Consider the following 17,512-nt stretch of genomic DNA (forward strand, 5'->3'; position numbering starts at 1 on the left):
GCTTCTTCATTTTACATATCGCAAGGAGGTTATGATGATCACGCTGGAGCAGCAAAAGATATTTGTGGGGATGGGGGGATGGGATTTGCCGCCGTTTCACCGGTACTTCTATCCGCCGAAACCGAAGAAGAATTTTCGGAAGCTGGAATTCTACAGCCAGTTCTTCGACAGCGTGGAGATCAATGTCACCTTCTATAATACGGCTCTTACCGCCGACCATGCCCGCCGCTGGCTGGACGATGTTGCAGGGAACGAGAACTTCATGTTCACGGTAAAGCTCTACCGCGGATTCACGCATACGCTTGATGCAACGAATGAGGATGTCCGTTCCGTCCGCCGTCTTCTCGAGCCTATCGCCGAAGCGGGAAAGCTTGGAGGGATATTAGTGCAGTTTCCTCATTCATTCGCCTATACACCCGAGCGCCAACAATACATCGGGCAATTCAGCAGGGTCTTTTATCCTCATCGGGTGTTTACCGAGGTGCGGCACGCTTCTTGGAATGATCCGTCCTTCTGCGATTTTTTACAGGAGAACAACCTGCACCCTGTGAACGTCGATCTACCGCCGCTGTGGAACTCGATGCCGCTGACATCGCAGGCATGGGGCGGCGTCGCATATTTTCGGATGATGGGAAGAAATACCGCAGCATGGAATCATCCCGAGCTGGGCGAACGGTACAACTATTATTACAACGAGAAGGAGCTTGACGATCTGCTGGAGCGGATGAAACGGTTGAGGGAGGAGTCGAATACTCTTTTTGTCGTTTTCCATAACGACCCGGAGGCAAACTCCCTTGTCAACGGCTTCCAGCTGCGGCATCGTGTGCGGAAACCTCCTGTGGCCGTGCCTCGGGGAATGATCCGGGCCTTTCCCGAACTGAAGGGGATCAGCTCGGCGGTCAACGTACTTCTCCCTCTTTTTGCAGAAGAGAAGGTCCCGGTGGCCGTATCACGGTGAAGCGGCGAATTTATTCTTTCAGAGGCTTTATGCACTCGGGCACGTCATTGCGGGAAGAACTGACGACGGTGGAAACGCGGTAGGCTTTCATCTTGGCTGCCGGGTAGGGGGAGAGAAATTTTTTGAATGCTGCGGTATCCTTCATGTCTCTGTCGAGCCACGCTTCAAAATTCTTTTCGTGAAGGATGACCGGCATCCGGTCGTGAATTTTTCCTACCAGTTCGTTGGGCTCGGTGGTGATGATCGTATAGGAAGGAAATTCCTTCCCTTCGGGATCTTTCCAGACGGAGAAGAGGCCGGCAAACATGAAAGGCGATTCGTCTTTCATGCGGATGCACATCGGCTGTTTTTCGATGACCTGCCGTTCCGCGCCGCGCACTTCTTTTGTTACCGCGGATTTTTTCCATTCATAGAAACCGTCGGCGGGAATGAGGCAGCGGCTTCCCTTAAAATAGGTGCTGTAGAGTTTGCTCTGGTCAAGAGTTTCGGCCTTCGCATTGAACGTTGAGAATGCGACCTTGCCGTCTTTCGACCAATGCGGGACGAGCCCCCAGCGCATCTGTTCAGCGGTCAGGGTTCCGTCTCTGACGGCAAAAACGGGCATTCGCTGCAGCGGAGAGGCGTTGTACCGCGGCAGTTCCTTGAATGCCCCGCTCTTCGGGTCCAGATCCTGCAATAGCGCAAATGTCGCTAAAACCTTTTTGCCGTCGATAAAAACGTAGCGTCCGCACATACTGGCTGCTGTTGAGTATTGAGAAAAGGTAGAGAAATGATGATCAAAAATCCACCAGTTCTTTCTCCGGTCACCTATCAGGCGATGCTTCAGCACTTCGCCGTCCCTCCCGGCAAGACGTATCTTCTTTACGGCGACAAACCGATCTTTTTGCTTTCGCTCAGGATGGCGGCACACGGCATGGTACACGGTTCGTCCGTTGCGGTGGTCGACGGGTGCAACAGGTTCGACGTCCACTTCCTTTCCCGTTTTGCACGGGAGCGAAAACTGGATGTCGACGATTTTCTCCATCGCATTTTCATCTCGCGCGGCTTCACCTGCTATCAGATGGAGCAGGCCATCGTGCACCGGCTTCCGGCATTCCTCGCAAAAATCGACTCCAGCACCGCGATGATCTTCGGTCTGCTCGATACGTTCTACGACCAACAGGCGCCGCTCCGTGAGGTCCGGCAGATCCTTCAACGGGTGGTCGGCGCGCTCCAGGAAATGAAGGCCAACGGTATTTCTATCCTTCTTGTGAGCAGGAAATTGAATGTGCTGCCGGAGGAACGCAACGAATTATTTTCAACATTACAGGCCGGCATGGATACGGTGTTCCGTCTCCAGATGAACGGCGATATCCCCGAACTATTTCTTGAGAAAGGAGCGCTTCACGATGGGACGAACGGTTCCAACCTTCACGAACATCATCGAGAACGAAATAGCGAGCTGGTCGAAATACCGCCACGGCCTTCGCAAGGACGACCGGGAGATTTTTGACGATATCTTCCGCTCGGCAAAGCTGCATCTGGCCGAGAACTTTTATGCAATGCGGACCATCCCGTTTGAGAGCATCGCCATTTCGATCGCCGTCGAGCAGCGAAAATTGATCAAGCGCCTGCACGAGCGGATCCTTCACCTGGAGGAGCAAGCCGCCGCTCTTCAAAGCCGGTAACGAGGGAACAATGCCCCGCACGGTCACCGGCTGGTTGCTCGACCTCTATCCTTCGCCCAAAGGCATGACCCTTTGGTTCATCGGACGGAACGGGGAAAGGTTTTCCTGTTTTCGCTCCTACCGGCCGTCGTTTTTTCTCCGCGTGAACGAACCGGACGCCAGGCGGCTCGCAGCGCTCAGCATGCGCTGCCCGGTGCAGGTCTCGTTGGGACGTGCAGTGCGGAGAGAGATCTACTCGGGGGATATGTGGGACGTGATCCAGGTGTTCGTTCACGATACGATGCGGTTCAAAGAGGCCGTCCGCTATTTCGAGCAGTTCCTTCCTCATTTCGCATTCTTCAATTCCGATGTTCTTGTTGCTCAATTATTTTTGTTCGAGACGAACCTTTTTCCGCTGGCCCTCGGCGAATATGAGATTGGCGAGGGGGGAGAATTGGCACAGTGGCATGTCAGCGGTTCGAGGGATGACTTTGAATATGAACTGCCCGAGTTCTCGATCATGTCCATTCGCAACGGGAACGATTTTGTTCCCCCGAAATATCAAAAAACTTTCCAGATCGAACTTGCCTATGACGGCACCACCTATGCCCTGGAGCAGGAAAACCCCGTCGACATGCTGGAGGCGTTGAACTGGCATCTCCATCGCTGCGACCCCGACATCCTCCTGACCGAATACGGCGACTCGTCTCTGATGCCGGCCCTTACGGTCCTTTCGCAGCGTCATAAGGTCCCCTTGCTGCTCAACCGCGATCAGACGATGGGATATATGACGACGAAAGAGTCGAGCTTCTTCCAATACGGAAAGATCGTCCATAAGGACGGCGCGTTCGAACTCGCCGGGCGGTGGCATATCGACGCGAGGAATTCTTTCACCGTGACCGAAGCCGAATTGGACGGGTTGTTCGAGATGGCGCGGCTGACGCAAATACCGGCGCAGCGGCAGGGGCGGGCGAGCATCGGCACGTCGATGTCGTCGCTCCAGCTTTCATGGGCATACCAGAACGGCATTCTTATCCCGTCGAAAAAACGGGAGCCGGAAGAGTTCAAGTCCGCCGCGACGCTGCTCCTCGCGGACCGGGGGGGGCTGATCTTCAACCCGCCGCTCGGCTATCACGAAGATGTCGCCGAGCTCGATTTCGTTTCGATGTACCCAACCATCATGGTGGAGAAGAATGTCTCGCCGGAAACGGTCAATTGCCGCTGCTGTCAAAATACGAAAGTGCCGGAACTCGACTACACGATCTGCGAGAAACGGGAAGGGATCATTCCGGCGACACTCCGCACCGTCGTCAAGAAACGGTCGTACTATAAAAAGATGAAGCGGCAATACAAAGGAAAGGACGAAGCCCTTTTTCGCCGGTACGACGGAAGGCAGAGCGCGCTCAAATGGATGCTCGTGAGCTGTTTCGGCTACCTCGGCTATAAGAACGCCCGCTTCGGAAGGATCGAGGCGCACGAATCGGTCAATGCATTTTCGCGCGATGCGATCCTTGCCGCAAAGGAGGTCGCTGAGTCCAACGGCTACGAGATGCTCCACGCGATCATCGACTGCATGTGGCTGAAGAAAAAAGGGGCGACGGAAGCGGATTACGAATCACTCTGCCGGAGCATTGCAGAACGCGTCGGCATCGATATCTCGCTCGAGGGGATCTACAACTGGATCCTCTTTCCCGCATCGAAGCAGGACCCGGAGATCACCACGGCCAACCGCTACGTGGGATACTACAGAACGAGCGAGATGAAAATGCGGGGCATTGAATCGCGCCGGCACGACACGCCGAAGTTCATCAAGGCGATGCAGACGGCGATGCTGAAGAAAATGGGGGAGGCAAAAAGAATAGAGGAACTGCGTGCGATGCTCCCGCAGCTGCTTGAGACCGTCGGCGAATATATTTCGATGCTGCGCAGCGGGAAAGCGAATCCGATGGAGCTTGTCCTTCGCCGGCATATCACCAAGGAGGCGGAGGAGTATACAAACAACAGCATCAGCGCCGTTGTCTCGAAGCTCGTGGAAAGCATGGGAGTCCATCTCTCCGCCGGCGAGTCGATCGAGTTCATCATTCTCGACCAATCGGGAAAACGGAAGCCGGAAAAAGCAAAGCCCATTGCGCTGTATGCGTTTGAAGACGGCTACGACATCGAGATGTATACCGAATTCACGCTGAAAGCCGCGGCGACACTATTGGAACCGTTCGGTTCTTCGTTTGAAGAGCTGGAAAAGCGCTTCAACATCAATCAAAAAAAATCCCGCCGTCCCACACCCACCGATGCAACATTGGAGCTGGAGTTTATGAAAGAATGATTTGAAGTATGCCGGGAAAATCCGTATTATCAACGTGTGCGAAGCAGCCTCAACGCGCAGCGTTGCAATCAACCGGCCAATATTCAGTACCGCTCCCATGAACGTAGTTCCAATTCTCATTCGATGCACCTCTTTTCCGCCTCTGTGCCGCGTTTCCCGAAGCAATAGTCCTCAGTGTGAATTCCATATCCTCGGGGATGTACGGGAAAAATACCAGTTTGATGAATCGCTCTTTTCGGTCAACGGCAACGTGATCTTTCCGAATTTTCACGCTGCAAGAGTGTTCGCAAAGAAGATGAACGATGCTCGAGACCTTGTCCGATTCCCAGAGCAAGGAGTGAAAGCGGGGCAGTTGAACGCCCTGGGGTTGATCGATGAGATCTTCCATTACATCCTCCGAGTCTATGAAGAAACCGTCAATCCCGGAGTATTCGGCCGCGCTCAAGACCATCTGGTCTCTCATCTCGGCAAAGATGAGGTTCAATCGACGATCGATTCCTTCGTTGGTTTATTCCCGCCACTCGATGTCTATAAAAAGAAATCCAGGGTCGCGGAATACGTAAATGGAACGACCGCTGGAAGAGCAAATAGACAGATCGCTCTTGAAGAATTGATCCTGCTCTATCTGACGAATTTCAACCCAGCGGCTGCAAAGTTCAATGAATTGTTTTCCGATAAAGCTCTTTGTGCGAAAACAAAATATCCTGCGCTGATCACTGCGCTGGAACAGTTCTTCAAAACGGAAAAAACGTTCGGTCCTGAACATCAGTTCATTTTCGACCTCCTCCGTGCGCCGATGCTCGCTCATCCCGACAGCCTCGAAGCTCAACTCGGGTACATCAAGACACAGTGGGGAATGCTTCTTTCTGCTAAATTTCTGGACAGAATCTTAGGCGGGCTTGACCTTCTTCAGGAGGAGAATAAAATAGTGTTCGGCGGCGGCGGAGTTGCGTTTGTACCTGCCTACGATGCCTCCGGTTCACCGGGGCATCATGCGTACGGTTCGCTCGAAGCCGAGCGGTTCACCGCTGACCTGGATTGGATGCCCAAAGTCGTTCTTCTTGCAAAAAATACTTACGTATGGCTGGACCAGCTTTCGAAAAAATATCGTCGCTCTATTTCACGGCTGAATGAGATTCCGGATGAAGAACTGGATCAGCTGGCGCGGTGGAATTTCACCGGGCTGTGGCTGATCGGGCTATGGGAGCGGAGCAACGCTTCCAGAAAGATCAAACAGTGGACGGGAAATCCTGAAGCCGTGCCGTCAGCGTATTCACTGTACGATTACGAGATTGCATGGGACCTTGGCGGCGAGGAAGCTTTCCAGAATTTAAGTCGCCGTGCATGGCAGCGGGGCATTCGTCTCGCCGGGGATATGGTGCCGAACCACATGGGCATTTATTCGAAGTGGGTGATCGAGCATCCTGAATATTTCATTCAATCCGACGTTTGTCCTTTTCCAAATTACCGGTTCACGGGGGGCGACCTTTCTGAAAACCCGGGTGTTCAGATCCGCGTCGAAGACGGATACTGGTCGAGGACAGATGCCGCCGTTGTCTTCCAACGGATCGACAACGGAACAGGCAAGATCACATATGTGTATCACGGTAATGACGGCACGAATATGCCGTGGAATGATACGGCTCAGTTGGATTTGCTCCGGTCCGACGTGAGGGAAGCGGTGATCCAGACGATCTTTCACGTCGCCCAAAAGTTTTCAATCATCCGGTTCGACGCCGCCATGACCCTGACGAAAAAACATTTTCAGCGTCTCTGGTATCCGCAGCCGGGCACAGGGGGCGACATCCCTTCACGCGCTGACCGCGCAATGAGCAAGGAAGAATTCGACAGGCTGTTCCCGAGCGAGTTCTGGAGGGACGTTGTCGACAGGATCAATGAGTACATGCCGAGCACACTGCTGCTCGCAGAGGCATTTTGGCTGATGGAGGGATATTTTGTACGGACGCTCGGAATGCATCGCGTCTACAACAGCGCATTTATGCACATGCTCATGAAGGAGGAAAATGAGAAGTACCATCAGCTCATAAAAAACACCCTGGCCTATAATCCGGAAATTCTCAAACGGTATGTCAATTTTATGAGCAATCCGGACGAGCAAACCGCCATTGCTCAATTCGGCAAGGATGATAAGTACTTTGGGGTGGCATTGATGATGGTGACGCTCCCGGGGCTTCCGATGTTCGGGCACGGCCAGATTGAGGGGTTCACCGAGAAGTACGGAATGGAGTATAAGCGAGCGTACTACGACGAAGTTCCCGATAACCGGCTGGTTCTACGGCATGAGCATGAACTCTTTCCGATCATGAAACGTAGACACTTATTCAGCGATGTAACCAATTTTGAACACTATGATTTTCACGATTCGCATGGACATGTCGATCCTAATGTTTTTGCTTATTCAAACATGTCCGGCGGCGAACGAGCGCTGATCTTCTATCATAATAAATACCGGGAGTGCAAAGGGTGGATCAAATTCGGATCGATGAAGTTGTCGTCCTCGGCGGGCGGAGAAAAAAGAAGCGAAATCCGGTCTCTCGGACAGGCGCTGGCATTGAACTCTGACGACAAACATTTCTATATTTTTAAGGATTACAAGTCCGGGCTCGAATATATCCGCTCGGGAAGAGAGCTTCATGAGAAGGGAATGTATGCAGAATTGAGGGCTTTTGAATACCATGCTTTCCTTGATTTCAGGGAGGTGTATGATGAAGCGGGCGAATACAGCGCGATAGCGCGCACGCTTCACGGCGCTGGTGTGGACAGCATTCACCAATCTCTCGTTGAAATGCGCCAGGCGCCGGTCCATGATGCGGTGAAAGCGCTCCTTTCCGAAGACAATGTCGCCTCATTGAGATCCTACTGCCTGCCAACGATCAAAGGGAAAATTAAACGCGGATCCGTTGATGAGATCTTCGGGTACTTTTCTGCTTTTGTCCGTGAAACGGAAAAATATACTGGTGCTCACTATGACGTGAAAAAAGGGAAGGAATATCTTCAGCGGAACATCGAGAATCTCTCCTCCCTTTGGCAGAACCTGCAACCGGCAGTAAAACCAAGAGCTCAAGGGCGCCTCGAAGGCTGGCAAAAGGAATTTAAAAATACTGAGGTTTACAAAACGCTGCGGCAGCCGGCTCGCTCCGGGCTGCTCCTTTCATGGCTTGTGGGAACCGCATTGACCCGGCCGGAAAGGAATGCTACGCCGACCGTTACCGCCGTCGACCTTTTCACGCAGATCAACCTTGAAAAGGTATTGCTAAAAACGTTTTCGAATCTCGGCAGAAATCACGAGCAGGCCAAGCGTGACGTGTGCCTCCTGGAGATCCTCGTAAGGCATCAACATCTGCTTACTGATGCCGATGAACACAATCGTTTTATGAGGATGGAAAAGCTTTTTGACGACTACGACGTTCGAGAGTACGTCAAAGTCAATCTCTATCATGATACATGGTTTTACAATAAGGAATGCTTCGAAGAAATGCTCGGTTGGTTGTTCGTGGTTTCTGTTGTCAACGATTGGCACGGAGAACAACACCTTCGGCACGTCAACGCGGAGATGTGTTCGCGGAAGATTACTTTTGTCAACGAGGTAAAACAGATCTCCGACCGATCTCAGTATGACATTGATCGGCTTAGGAAGAATTTGTCGCTGGAAGAATAGGAAACGTATCGAACAATATCGAACACAACTCTGCATGAAGGAAACCCGCTCTCATGAAAATTAGCGAGTACGCAAACGATATTTTTTTATTCCTTTTAGCATTGACTTTTCGAAATTTATCGTTATATTTGTATCAGACCTGTGTGACGCTTCCTCCCCTGAGCGTCGCACCTAGAAAGGGTCGAGCCTGGCGTTCCCCCCCAACGCCGGGCTTTTTTATTCATGAGATCTTATAAAAGAGGCTGCGACATGCCAAAAGCAATTAAGGAAAAAGAGAAACAGTCTAAGCGGAAGGCTAAAAAGATCGAGATACTTCCCCTTGATCCAATCAATTATAAAATCCTTGCTTTCGGGGTAGTGACTGTCATTCTCGGCTATGTAGCTCTTGGGATGGATCCATGGGACGGCGTTATGGCTTTGACCGTTGCGCCGATTCTTCTTGTTATTGGCTATTGCGTAATCATTCCAGTGGGCATTATCTACAGGAAGAAAAAGGGGGAGGTTCCGTCGCCGATGGCCTCAGAACAGCCGACGGAGACAGCGCCGCAAAGCTAACGAAGAGTTTAGTTTTTGAGTGTTGGCGGTTCTTCGGCAATGAACCTTACCGGAACAGGGGGGAAAGGACCCAGTAGGTAACGGCGGACACTGCAGCAGAAAGCGGTATTGTAAGGACCCACGCGATAACAATTCTCCCAGCAACCCCCCATCGTACAGCAGACAGTCTTTTCGTCGCTCCCACTCCCATGATAGCGCCCGTGATCGTGTGCGTAGTGCTGACGCTGATGCCGCCGAAAGCGGTCGCTAACAGAGTGATTCCCCCCGCCGTTTCGGCGCAAAAGCCGTCAGCCGGTTTCAGCTTGGTCACTTTTTGACCCATCGTCTTCACAATTCTCCATCCGCCAAATAGCGTTCCCGTGGCAATCGCGATGTGGGAACAGATAATCACCCAAAAGGGAACATGAAACGTCGCCAGATATCCTGCTGAAACGAGCAAACCGGTGATGATGCCCATGGTCTTTTGAGCATCATTAGTGCCATGGCCCAAACTATAGAGTGCCGCCGACAAGAGCTGAAGCCTTCGAAAGAGCTTATTGATTCGTGATGATGATTTTTTATTGAATACCCACATCAGAACGAACATAAGTATGAAAGCGATAAGCATTCCGATCAACGGAGCCAGAACAATAAAAACCAGCGTCATGGTCCAGCCGCTGTATAAAATTGAGCCGAATCCGGCTTTGGCGATGGCTGCGCCGGCGTACCCTCCCATAAGCGCATGAGAAGAGCTCGAGGGAAGGCCGGAATACCACGTAATGAGGTTCCAGACGATCGCCCCCAAGAGTCCGCAGAGGATGACATATTCGTTGACTGTTTCAAGCTTCACGAGGCCGGCGCCGATGGTTTTTGCGACGCGGACGTCAAAGAGGAAGGCGGCAACCAAGTTGAAAAAGGCTGCCCACACGACAGCTTTGCGCGGTGTCAGCACTCTGGTGGAGACAATAGTGGCGATCGAATTGGCGGAATCGTGGAAGCCGTTTAAAAAATCGAAGCCCAGGGCGACAAGGATGATGCAGATGATGAGGGGGAGCATGAGATCGAATTGAGTAGATAGTTAGGCGTGCTTGATCACGATGCCTTCGAGCACGTTCGCGACATCTTCGCATTTATCGGTGGCAGTTTCTAACCCGACGTAGATCTCTTTAAGCTTGATGATCTGGATGGGATTTTTTTCTTTTTCGAAGAGTTCTGCAACGGCAAGCTCGAAGACTGCATCCGCAGCGTTTTCGTACTCATTGACTTTCAGGAATACTTTCTGGAGTTCATCGAATTGTTGAATATTCCTAAGCAGTCGTACGCCGCGATGGATCTCGCCGATCGACAGCGTCAAGATGTCGGCCAGTTGAGACATTTTCGGCGGCCAGCTCTTTAATTTGTAGAGGAGAAACCGTCCCGTGCTTCCGTCCATATGGTCCAGAATGTCGTCGAGGGACGAAGCAAGGGTGTGAATATCCTCGCGGTCGAGCGGTGTAACGAAGGTTGAGTTCAGTTCCGAAAAAATTTTATGCGTAACAGTATCCCCATCATGCTCGTAGTCATGCATCTGGTTGATCAGCACCTCGACGTCGGATTTATTCCTGGTGTAAGCAAGCTTCTTCAAGACGTCAGCCGCCTTCACAAGATTCTGGGCGGATTCTTCCAGCAGTGTAAAAAATTTGTCGTCCTTGGGCAAGAGCTTCTGAATGAGTTGGTCGAATTTCATCGGAGGCGTTCCGGAGAATGATTGCAGAGAATGATTTTTTCGCGATAAAGGTACAAATTAAGTACTTAGAATACAATATGATATTCAATGGAAATAAATACCACGACAATGTTCTGCACGGAGGATTCGTTTGACGTCCTTTCGATTCAGTAGGACAGGATCGTCTCTTGCTTATCGATCGGGAAATCGATATATTTGTTCAGTTTAGCGATAAGAGACGAGGTCGAGCGTGTAGCTCAGGGGTAGAGCATCTGCCTTTTAAGCAGAGGGTCGGTGGTTCGAGCCCACCCACGCTCACGTATAGAGAAAAACGGATTTTAAGGAGAGAAAAAAATGCCCTTAAATCCGTTTTTTATTTTTGATGGGCTGATCGCGTTGGAAGGATAGGTCTTTGCCGCGGCTTGTCTAGACCTGGGTTGATACTCCTCTTACAATACACCTTCAACGCACGTTGTGTCGAATCCCCCTCGCGTATTGTAAATCGTCGTCACTTTAAGCTTGGCCGTGTCGAGCGCTTTTTTGAGGTCGATGTAAATTCTCTTTGTCGCCCCTTCCTGAAAAATGCCAACCATCCGGAATGAAACAAAATAGTACTTCAGCGAGCGCAGTTCAACACATTTTCCGCCCGTGGGATAATATTCCACGATGACTTTGGCAATGTCCGGAAGTCCGCTGAACGGGCATACAGCAGAGAACTCTTCTGTCTCGGTCTTGATGTATTGATCGGGTGAATCAAAAGGAAACGTTTCGATAAGCTCGGGACGAATGTGCGATTCGTCGAGAAATTCAAATGTTTTTCCGTCGGCCGTTAACAATGGTTTCTCCGAATACTCTGCCGTGAGCAATGTCAAACAATGCTGGTTTGAACTTTCTGTTTTTTTCAGTACACTCATTATATTGAAGTTATGGTAAAATCGCAAGCAATCCGCCGTAATGAGTGAGAAATCAAAAAAAGCTGTTGTTTTATTGAGCGGAGGCCTCGATTCAGCAACGACGCTGGCGATCGCAAAAAACGATGGGTTCGATCTCCTTGCACTCTCGTTCGATTACGGCCAACGGCATAAAGTGGAGCTCAGAGCGGCTCAAAAAATTGCTGCGGCGCAGAAGGTCCGAAAGCACGTCGTGACGAAGTTCGACCTGCGGGAATTCGGCGGTTCTGCATTGACGAGCACATTAACAGTGCCGAAGAACCGGAGCCTCGCAGAAATGTCTCATGAAATACCCGTTACCTACGTCCCGGCACGCAACACAATCTTTCTTTCATTCGCACTGGCATGGGCTGAGGTGGAAGGGGCCAACGATATTTTCATTGGTGTGAACGCTCTCGATTACAGCGGCTATCCGGACTGTCGCCCTGAATATATCGAAGCATATCAGGCAATGGCGAACCTCGCCACAAAAGCGGGGGTTGAGAACCGCCGGGAACTTGTCATCCACACTCCTCTTATTGCACTTTCGAAAGCGCAGATAATAAAGAAGGGGATCGAGCTGGGTGTTGACTACTCACTAACAAGCACATGCTATGACCCTTCGCCGGCCGGCGATGCGTGCGGAACATGCGATGCCTGCCTGCTTCGGCTCAAAGGGTTTTCTGCAAATGGTCTGGAAGACCCGATTTCATATATTGCCAGGATGTGAGCGGCAGCAATGGGATATGCGGTGAAGGAAATTTATTACACGTTGCAGGGGGAAGGGGCCAATACCGGCCGGGCAGCCGTCTTTTGCAGATTTTCAGGATGCAACCTGTGGAGCGGAAGAGAAGAGGATCGAGACGATGCCGTCTGCAAATTTTGCGACACAGAGTTTTTCGGAGTTGACGGACTCGGAGGCGGTCATTTTCCCAGCGCCGAAGAGCTAGCGCGGACTGCAAGATCAAATTGGCCGGCGAAAAAGACGGCCAAGTCCCGGCCGTTTCTTGTGTGCACGGGAGGCGAGCCCCTTCTCCAGCTTGATGATAAGCTTGTGGAAGAATTCCATCGATTCGGGTTCGAAGTTGCTATCGAAACGAACGGGACCAAAATGCCCCCGTTCGGCGTGGATTGGATCTGCGTCAGCCCAAAAGCCGATGCAGAACTGGTGCTGAGATCCGGAAATGAACTCAAACTCGTTTATCCGCAATCGGGAGCGGATCCCGAATTGTACGAGAAACTTCAATTCGATCATTTTTATCTCCAGCCGATGGACGGACCGCGGAGAGACGAGAATACCAAATTGGTCCAGAATTACTGTCTGGAGCATCCGCAGTGGAGAGTTAGCTTGCAGACCCATAAATTGCTGGGAATACCTTAGGATGGCATTCAATGACCATTTTCAAAGAAATTACGTTTGAAGCTGCTCATTTTCTTCCCCATGTTCCGGAAGGGCACAAGTGTCGGCGCATGCACGGGCACTCCTATATCGTCCAACTCTTTGTAGCGGGGAAAATAGATGAAAGAGTTGGATGGGTACTGGATTTCGGCGATCTAAAAGAAATCGCGGAACCGGTCATCAATCAACTCGACCATCATTGTCTCAACGACATCTCCGGTCTGGAGAATCCAACGTGTGAAATACTTGCCCGATGGATTTGGAGTCGCCTTCGTCCTTTACTTCCGCCCCTCTCCAAAATTGTCGTGAAAGAAACCCCTACCTCCGGATGCGTCTACCGTGGGGAGGATGAATAAAAAGTAAGGAACAAAAAGCTCTTGCTTCATTCCACACAACGAGGTTTCTCGTCCTCCGGTAACTGAATCGCGTTCCCGCAATTTCGCCCCCTAGAAAAATCCCTTTTCCATTGTCAGTTTTGGGACTCCGTTTTCCGGAATTCCCTAAATTGACAAAATTCCGAGGAATATCAGATATTTTTTGCTTATCCAATAGGCAAACTTTCGGCGCAATTCTTGTATGGATTTCAGCAGAGTTATTGGTGACCGGGTTTTCTTTTCGCCAAATTTTCTTACTGGCTTGTTCGAATTTTCCTATCACATAAAAAGCAAAGAGTCGATTCGGTTTTCCTATGCATAATTCGATCGTCCTCGTGAAACAAGTTCCGGATACTTCAAATATTTCCGGACAGGTGATGAAAGAGGATGGCACGGTCAACCGTGCAAAACTTCCGGCAATTTTCAATTTCGAGGATAAGGTCGCGCTCGAGTTTGCCCTTCAAATTAAGGATCAATGCGGCGGCAAAGTGACGGCCTTGACAATGGGGCCCCCACGCGCTTCCGACGTGCTGAGAGAATGTTTATATATGGGAGCGGACGAGGCATATCTCATCACTGACCGAAAATTCGCCGGCGCGGACACGCTCGCAACATCCTATGTGCTCAGTGAAGCGATCAAAAAAATCGGAACTTTCGATTTTGTCTTTGCCGGCCGTCAGGCGATTGACGGCGACACCGCGCAAGTCGGTCCACAGACAGCCGAGAAGCTCAACCTGCCGCAGGTGACCTACGCAGAGCGTATTCTCGAGATCAAAGACCATCGTGTTCGGGTCCGTAGAAAGATCGACGGAGGGTACGAAATTCTTGATTGCAAGCTTCCGGTGATGATGACCGTCCTGAAGGATGCGGGGGAACCGCGCCCTTACAGCGCAAAAAGGGTAATGGCGTTCAAAGGAGCAAAGTCGCTGCTGGAACTGGAAAAAATGGCGGAAGGAAATTCGCTTCTGTACATTGACAAGCTCGTGTTTGAGTACAAAAGCCGGTCGCTCTTTATTCCCACCCTGACCGCAGACGATCTGAACATCGATGCGTCCCGCTGCGGAGTTAAAGGATCGCCGACCAAAGTCTTTTCGGTGGAATCGGTTGTGCTAAGCGGCAATGATGCTGTACGAATTGAGAACTCAAAGGCTGGCATGAATATTTTAATAGATAAACTTCTCGAAGATCGTATTCTTGGATAACGGAATGGATCAGCTTGATAACAATGTGTGGGTGTTTGTAGAGCAGCACGGCGGAAAACCGTCCGATGTGAGCCTTGAACTATTGAGCAAAGGGCGGAAGCTGGCCGATGTTATGAAAGGCAGGCTGATTGCAATTGTCGTCGGGAGCGAAGTAAAACCGGTGGCAGTGGAAAGTTTCCGTTTCGGCGCTGACGAGGCGTACCTTGTCGATCATCCGGGCCTGAAGAACTATTCGACGTTGCCGTACAGTCGCGTGCTCAACCTGCTCGTCGATCAGCATAGGCCGAGGGTCGTTCTTTTCGGCGCGTCTGTTGTCGGCAGAGATATTGCACCGAGAGTTGCCTCCCACACGAAGAGCGGCCTGACGGCTGACTGCACCGACCTTCAGGTTTCCAACGTAAATTACTTGGGGAAAGAATTTAAGGATCTGCTTCTTCAGATCCGACCAGCCTTCGGCGGCAATATTATTGCCACGATCATTACTCCCGACACACGGACCCAAATGGCCACTGTCCGCGAGGGAGTGATGGAAATGCATCCGTTGTCTGTTCCCCATCCGACAAAGATCGTCGAGATACCGTTCGTTCCTGATGAAGTTGATGCTCTTGTGACATTGGTTGAACAGCATCGCGAGGATCGGAAGGTGAATCTCAAAAGTGCGGCCATTATCGTTGCCGGCGGTTACGGGATGGGGACAAAAGAAAGCTTTAAGCTTATTCACGAGCTTGCCCATACCATCGGAGGGGAAGTTGCAGGAAGCCGTGCCGCGGTCGACGCGGGATTCATTCCGCATGAGCGGCAGGTCGGGCAGACCGGAGTTACCGTCCGTCCGAAGCTTTATTTTGCCATCGGGATCTCCGGTGCGATCCAGCACCGTGCGGGAATGCAGGAAGCGAAAAAAATTATTGCCGTCAATACGGACCCGGACGCTCCCATTTTCGAGGTGGCTCATTATTCAATCGTTGGGGACGCGCGGGAAGTTATCCCCCGGTTCATTGACGCCTATAAAAGCAAACTGAAGTGAGCGATGCCAAATTTTTTTCTTGACAACCCGGATATCCAGTTCCATTTCAACAATCACGACCTGAGAGAAATCGTGAAGCTTGCTGAAGACGACTATGCCCAGTCGGGGAAGTTCAACTATGCGCCTGTCAACTACGACGACGCGATGGAGAACTACCGAAAGGTCCTGGAGGTGATTGGCGATCTCAGCGGAAATCACATCGCTCCGCGTGCGGCCGGAGTGGATCGGGATGGGGCCACGCTGGCGGATGGGCACGTGGCATACGCGGAGGGCACCAGGGAGAACATCGAAGAACTCTCGCAGGCGGACCTTATGGGAATGATCTTTCCCCGCGAATACGGGGGATTAAACTTCCCATTCACCATGTACATGATGTCAGTGGAGGTTCTGGCTCGCGCTGATGCGTCGCTCATGAACATTTTCGGTCTGCAGGATATAGGCGATACGATCCGAAAATTCGGCAGCGAAGACCAGAGGAGGGAATTTCTTCCGAGGATCAGCACCGGAGAATTTACCGGTGCGATGGCGTTGACGGAACCCGACGCCGGTTCCGATCTTCAAGCGGTCAAGCTGCATGCATACCAGAACGAGAAGGGGGAATGGTTCCTTCGCGGTGTAAAACGCTTTATCACGAACGGCAATGCCCAGGTTCTTCTTGTGTTGGCCCGATCGGAAGCAGGGACGAAAGACGGTCGCGGCCTCAGTCTGTTCGTTTGCTACGGCGGGCCGACCGTCGTCATCCGCCGGATCGAGAACAAGCTGGGCATTCACGGTTCGCCCACATGCGAGCTTCAATTCAATGATACGCCGGCACAGCTTGTCGGAAGCCGAAGGTTCGGTCTCATCAAGTACGTGCTGGATCTGATGTTCAGAGCGCGCATGGGAGTTTCGGCTCAGGCGCTTGGGATCTCGCAAGCGGCGTATGAGGAAGCGCTGAAATACGCCCGAGAACGCCGTCAATTTGGCAAACCTATCGCGGAAATTCCGGTCGTTTCCAACATGCTGATCGACATGAAAGTAATGCTGGAAAGCAACCGATCGTTATTTTATTCCACGGCTCTTTGCGTCGATGAAAAGGAAAAGCTCGAAGAGCTTGTGGAGAAAAAGAAAGCGGCAGGACAGCCGGTCAGGGAAGAGATGGAGCGGCTGAAGCAGGTCACAAAAGCCGCCAACTTGTTGACGCCGGTAACAAAATATACGCTCGCAGAAGGAGCAAACAAAATCACCTACGATGCTCTTCAGATTCACGGCGGCACAGGATATATGCGTGAATTCCACGTGGAGCAGCTTGCCCGCGACGCCCGCATCACAAACATCTATGAGGGAACGTCGCAGCTGCAAATTGTCGCCGCTTCGGGAGGGGTATTGAACGATATTTTTGGCGAGGTGTTTGAGAAATTTGAAAAGCAGGAGTTCGGAGGGGGGCTGGCAAAGCTTGCCGGCCACCTTAAAGAAATCCGGCAATTGTTCTTGTCCAGCTTACAATATGTGCTGGAGAAGAAGGACGTTATCTTCCAGGAAATTGCCGCCAAGGAGCTTGTGGAAATGTACGCATGTCTCTACGTCGGTTATATCGTTCTTCGTGAAGCCGAGTTAGAGCCAAGGAAAGTGTTCATCGCAAACAGGTATATCGTCACCTCGCTTGCCAACGCTCGGAAGAACGCGGAAGGAATCAAGGACGAACTCTTTGGCGATCTACTGCACGCAGGCAAAATTCTTTAATAAAAAATTACTCTCGT

Annotated in this window: 16 protein-coding genes and 1 tRNA gene; 13 read left to right on the forward strand and 4 right to left on the reverse strand. The window is 51.4% G+C overall.

The genetic code is table 11. The features are described from left to right. Window positions 1-31: 31 nt before the first annotated feature. Window positions 32-958, forward strand: a complete 927-nt coding sequence (locus VMF88_11035; protein ID HTY11594.1) for a DUF72 domain-containing protein — start codon at window positions 32-34, stop codon at window positions 956-958. Window positions 959-968: 10 nt separating this feature from the next. Here VMF88_11035 and VMF88_11040 read toward each other — a convergent pair whose 3' ends face one another. After that, on the reverse strand, window positions 969-1,691 hold the full coding sequence (locus tag VMF88_11040; GenBank protein HTY11595.1) for an SOS response-associated peptidase: 723 nt from the start codon (window positions 1,689-1,691) through the stop codon (window positions 969-971). 36 nt (window positions 1,692-1,727) lie between these two features. Here VMF88_11040 and VMF88_11045 point away from each other — a divergent pair, with 36 nt between their 5' ends. The 5 genes from VMF88_11045 (at window position 1,728) to VMF88_11065 (ending at window position 9,161) form a co-directional block, all read left to right on the forward strand. Then, window positions 1,728-2,450 (forward strand): hypothetical protein, encoded by a 723-nt coding sequence (locus VMF88_11045; GenBank protein ID HTY11596.1) that lies wholly within the window; start codon window positions 1,728-1,730, stop codon window positions 2,448-2,450. A gap of 49 nt (window positions 2,451-2,499) precedes the next feature. Next, window positions 2,500-2,625, forward strand: coding sequence for a hypothetical protein (locus tag VMF88_11050; GenBank protein ID HTY11597.1), 126 nt, complete (start codon window positions 2,500-2,502; stop codon window positions 2,623-2,625). A gap of 10 nt (window positions 2,626-2,635) precedes the next feature. Next, a complete protein-coding gene (locus VMF88_11055) occupies window positions 2,636-4,927 on the forward strand; it encodes a DNA polymerase domain-containing protein (GenBank protein HTY11598.1) in 2,292 nt (763 codons plus the stop codon). Between the two features lie 97 nt (window positions 4,928-5,024). Next, entirely contained in the window at window positions 5,025-8,606 is a 3,582-nt protein-coding gene (locus VMF88_11060) for an alpha-amylase family glycosyl hydrolase (GenBank protein ID HTY11599.1), read from the forward strand. 249 nt (window positions 8,607-8,855) lie between these two features. Next, complete coding sequence (locus VMF88_11065; GenBank protein HTY11600.1) at window positions 8,856-9,161, forward strand: hypothetical protein; 306 nt, start codon at window positions 8,856-8,858, stop codon at window positions 9,159-9,161. A 46-nt stretch (window positions 9,162-9,207) separates the two neighbouring features. On the opposite strand, the gene VMF88_11070 is transcribed toward VMF88_11065, so the two are convergent. Beyond that, window positions 9,208-10,197, reverse strand: a complete 990-nt coding sequence (locus tag VMF88_11070) for an inorganic phosphate transporter (protein HTY11601.1) — start codon at window positions 10,195-10,197, stop codon at window positions 9,208-9,210. Between the two features lie 21 nt (window positions 10,198-10,218). After that, complete coding sequence (locus VMF88_11075) at window positions 10,219-10,866, reverse strand: DUF47 family protein (protein ID HTY11602.1); 648 nt, start codon at window positions 10,864-10,866, stop codon at window positions 10,219-10,221. 225 nt (window positions 10,867-11,091) lie between these two features. Here VMF88_11075 and VMF88_11080 point away from each other — a divergent pair. Continuing rightward, window positions 11,092-11,163 (forward strand) — tRNA-Lys (locus tag VMF88_11080). Between the two features lie 131 nt (window positions 11,164-11,294). Here VMF88_11080 and queF read toward each other — a convergent pair. Further along, a complete protein-coding gene (gene queF, locus VMF88_11085; GenBank protein ID HTY11603.1) occupies window positions 11,295-11,681 on the reverse strand; it encodes a preQ(1) synthase in 387 nt (128 codons plus the stop codon). Between the two features lie 118 nt (window positions 11,682-11,799). On the opposite strand from queF, the gene queC reads away from it, so the two are divergent. The 6 genes from queC (at window position 11,800) to VMF88_11115 (ending at window position 17,495) form a co-directional block, all read left to right on the forward strand. After that, entirely contained in the window at window positions 11,800-12,504 is a 705-nt protein-coding gene (gene queC, locus VMF88_11090) for a 7-cyano-7-deazaguanine synthase QueC (GenBank protein HTY11604.1), read from the forward strand. Between the two features lie 9 nt (window positions 12,505-12,513). Further along, a complete protein-coding gene (gene queE / locus VMF88_11095) occupies window positions 12,514-13,155 on the forward strand; it encodes a 7-carboxy-7-deazaguanine synthase (GenBank protein HTY11605.1) in 642 nt (213 codons plus the stop codon). An 11-nt stretch (window positions 13,156-13,166) separates the two neighbouring features. After that, a complete protein-coding gene (gene queD, locus VMF88_11100) occupies window positions 13,167-13,529 on the forward strand; it encodes a 6-carboxytetrahydropterin synthase QueD (protein HTY11606.1) in 363 nt (120 codons plus the stop codon). Between the two features lie 332 nt (window positions 13,530-13,861). Further along, on the forward strand, window positions 13,862-14,749 hold the full coding sequence (locus VMF88_11105; GenBank protein HTY11607.1) for an electron transfer flavoprotein subunit beta/FixA family protein: 888 nt from the start codon (window positions 13,862-13,864) through the stop codon (window positions 14,747-14,749). A gap of 4 nt (window positions 14,750-14,753) precedes the next feature. Beyond that, entirely contained in the window at window positions 14,754-15,773 is a 1,020-nt protein-coding gene (locus VMF88_11110) for an electron transfer flavoprotein subunit alpha/FixB family protein (protein ID HTY11608.1), read from the forward strand. Window positions 15,774-15,776: 3 nt separating this feature from the next. After that, window positions 15,777-17,495, forward strand: coding sequence for an acyl-CoA dehydrogenase family protein (locus VMF88_11115; protein ID HTY11609.1), 1,719 nt, complete (start codon window positions 15,777-15,779; stop codon window positions 17,493-17,495). The last annotated feature ends 17 nt before the right edge of the window (window positions 17,496-17,512 follow it).

The sequence above is a fragment of the Bacteroidota bacterium genome, from assembly GCA_035506275.1.
Classification (GTDB): domain Bacteria; phylum Bacteroidota; class Ignavibacteria; order UBA10030; family UBA8401; genus JAGVPT01.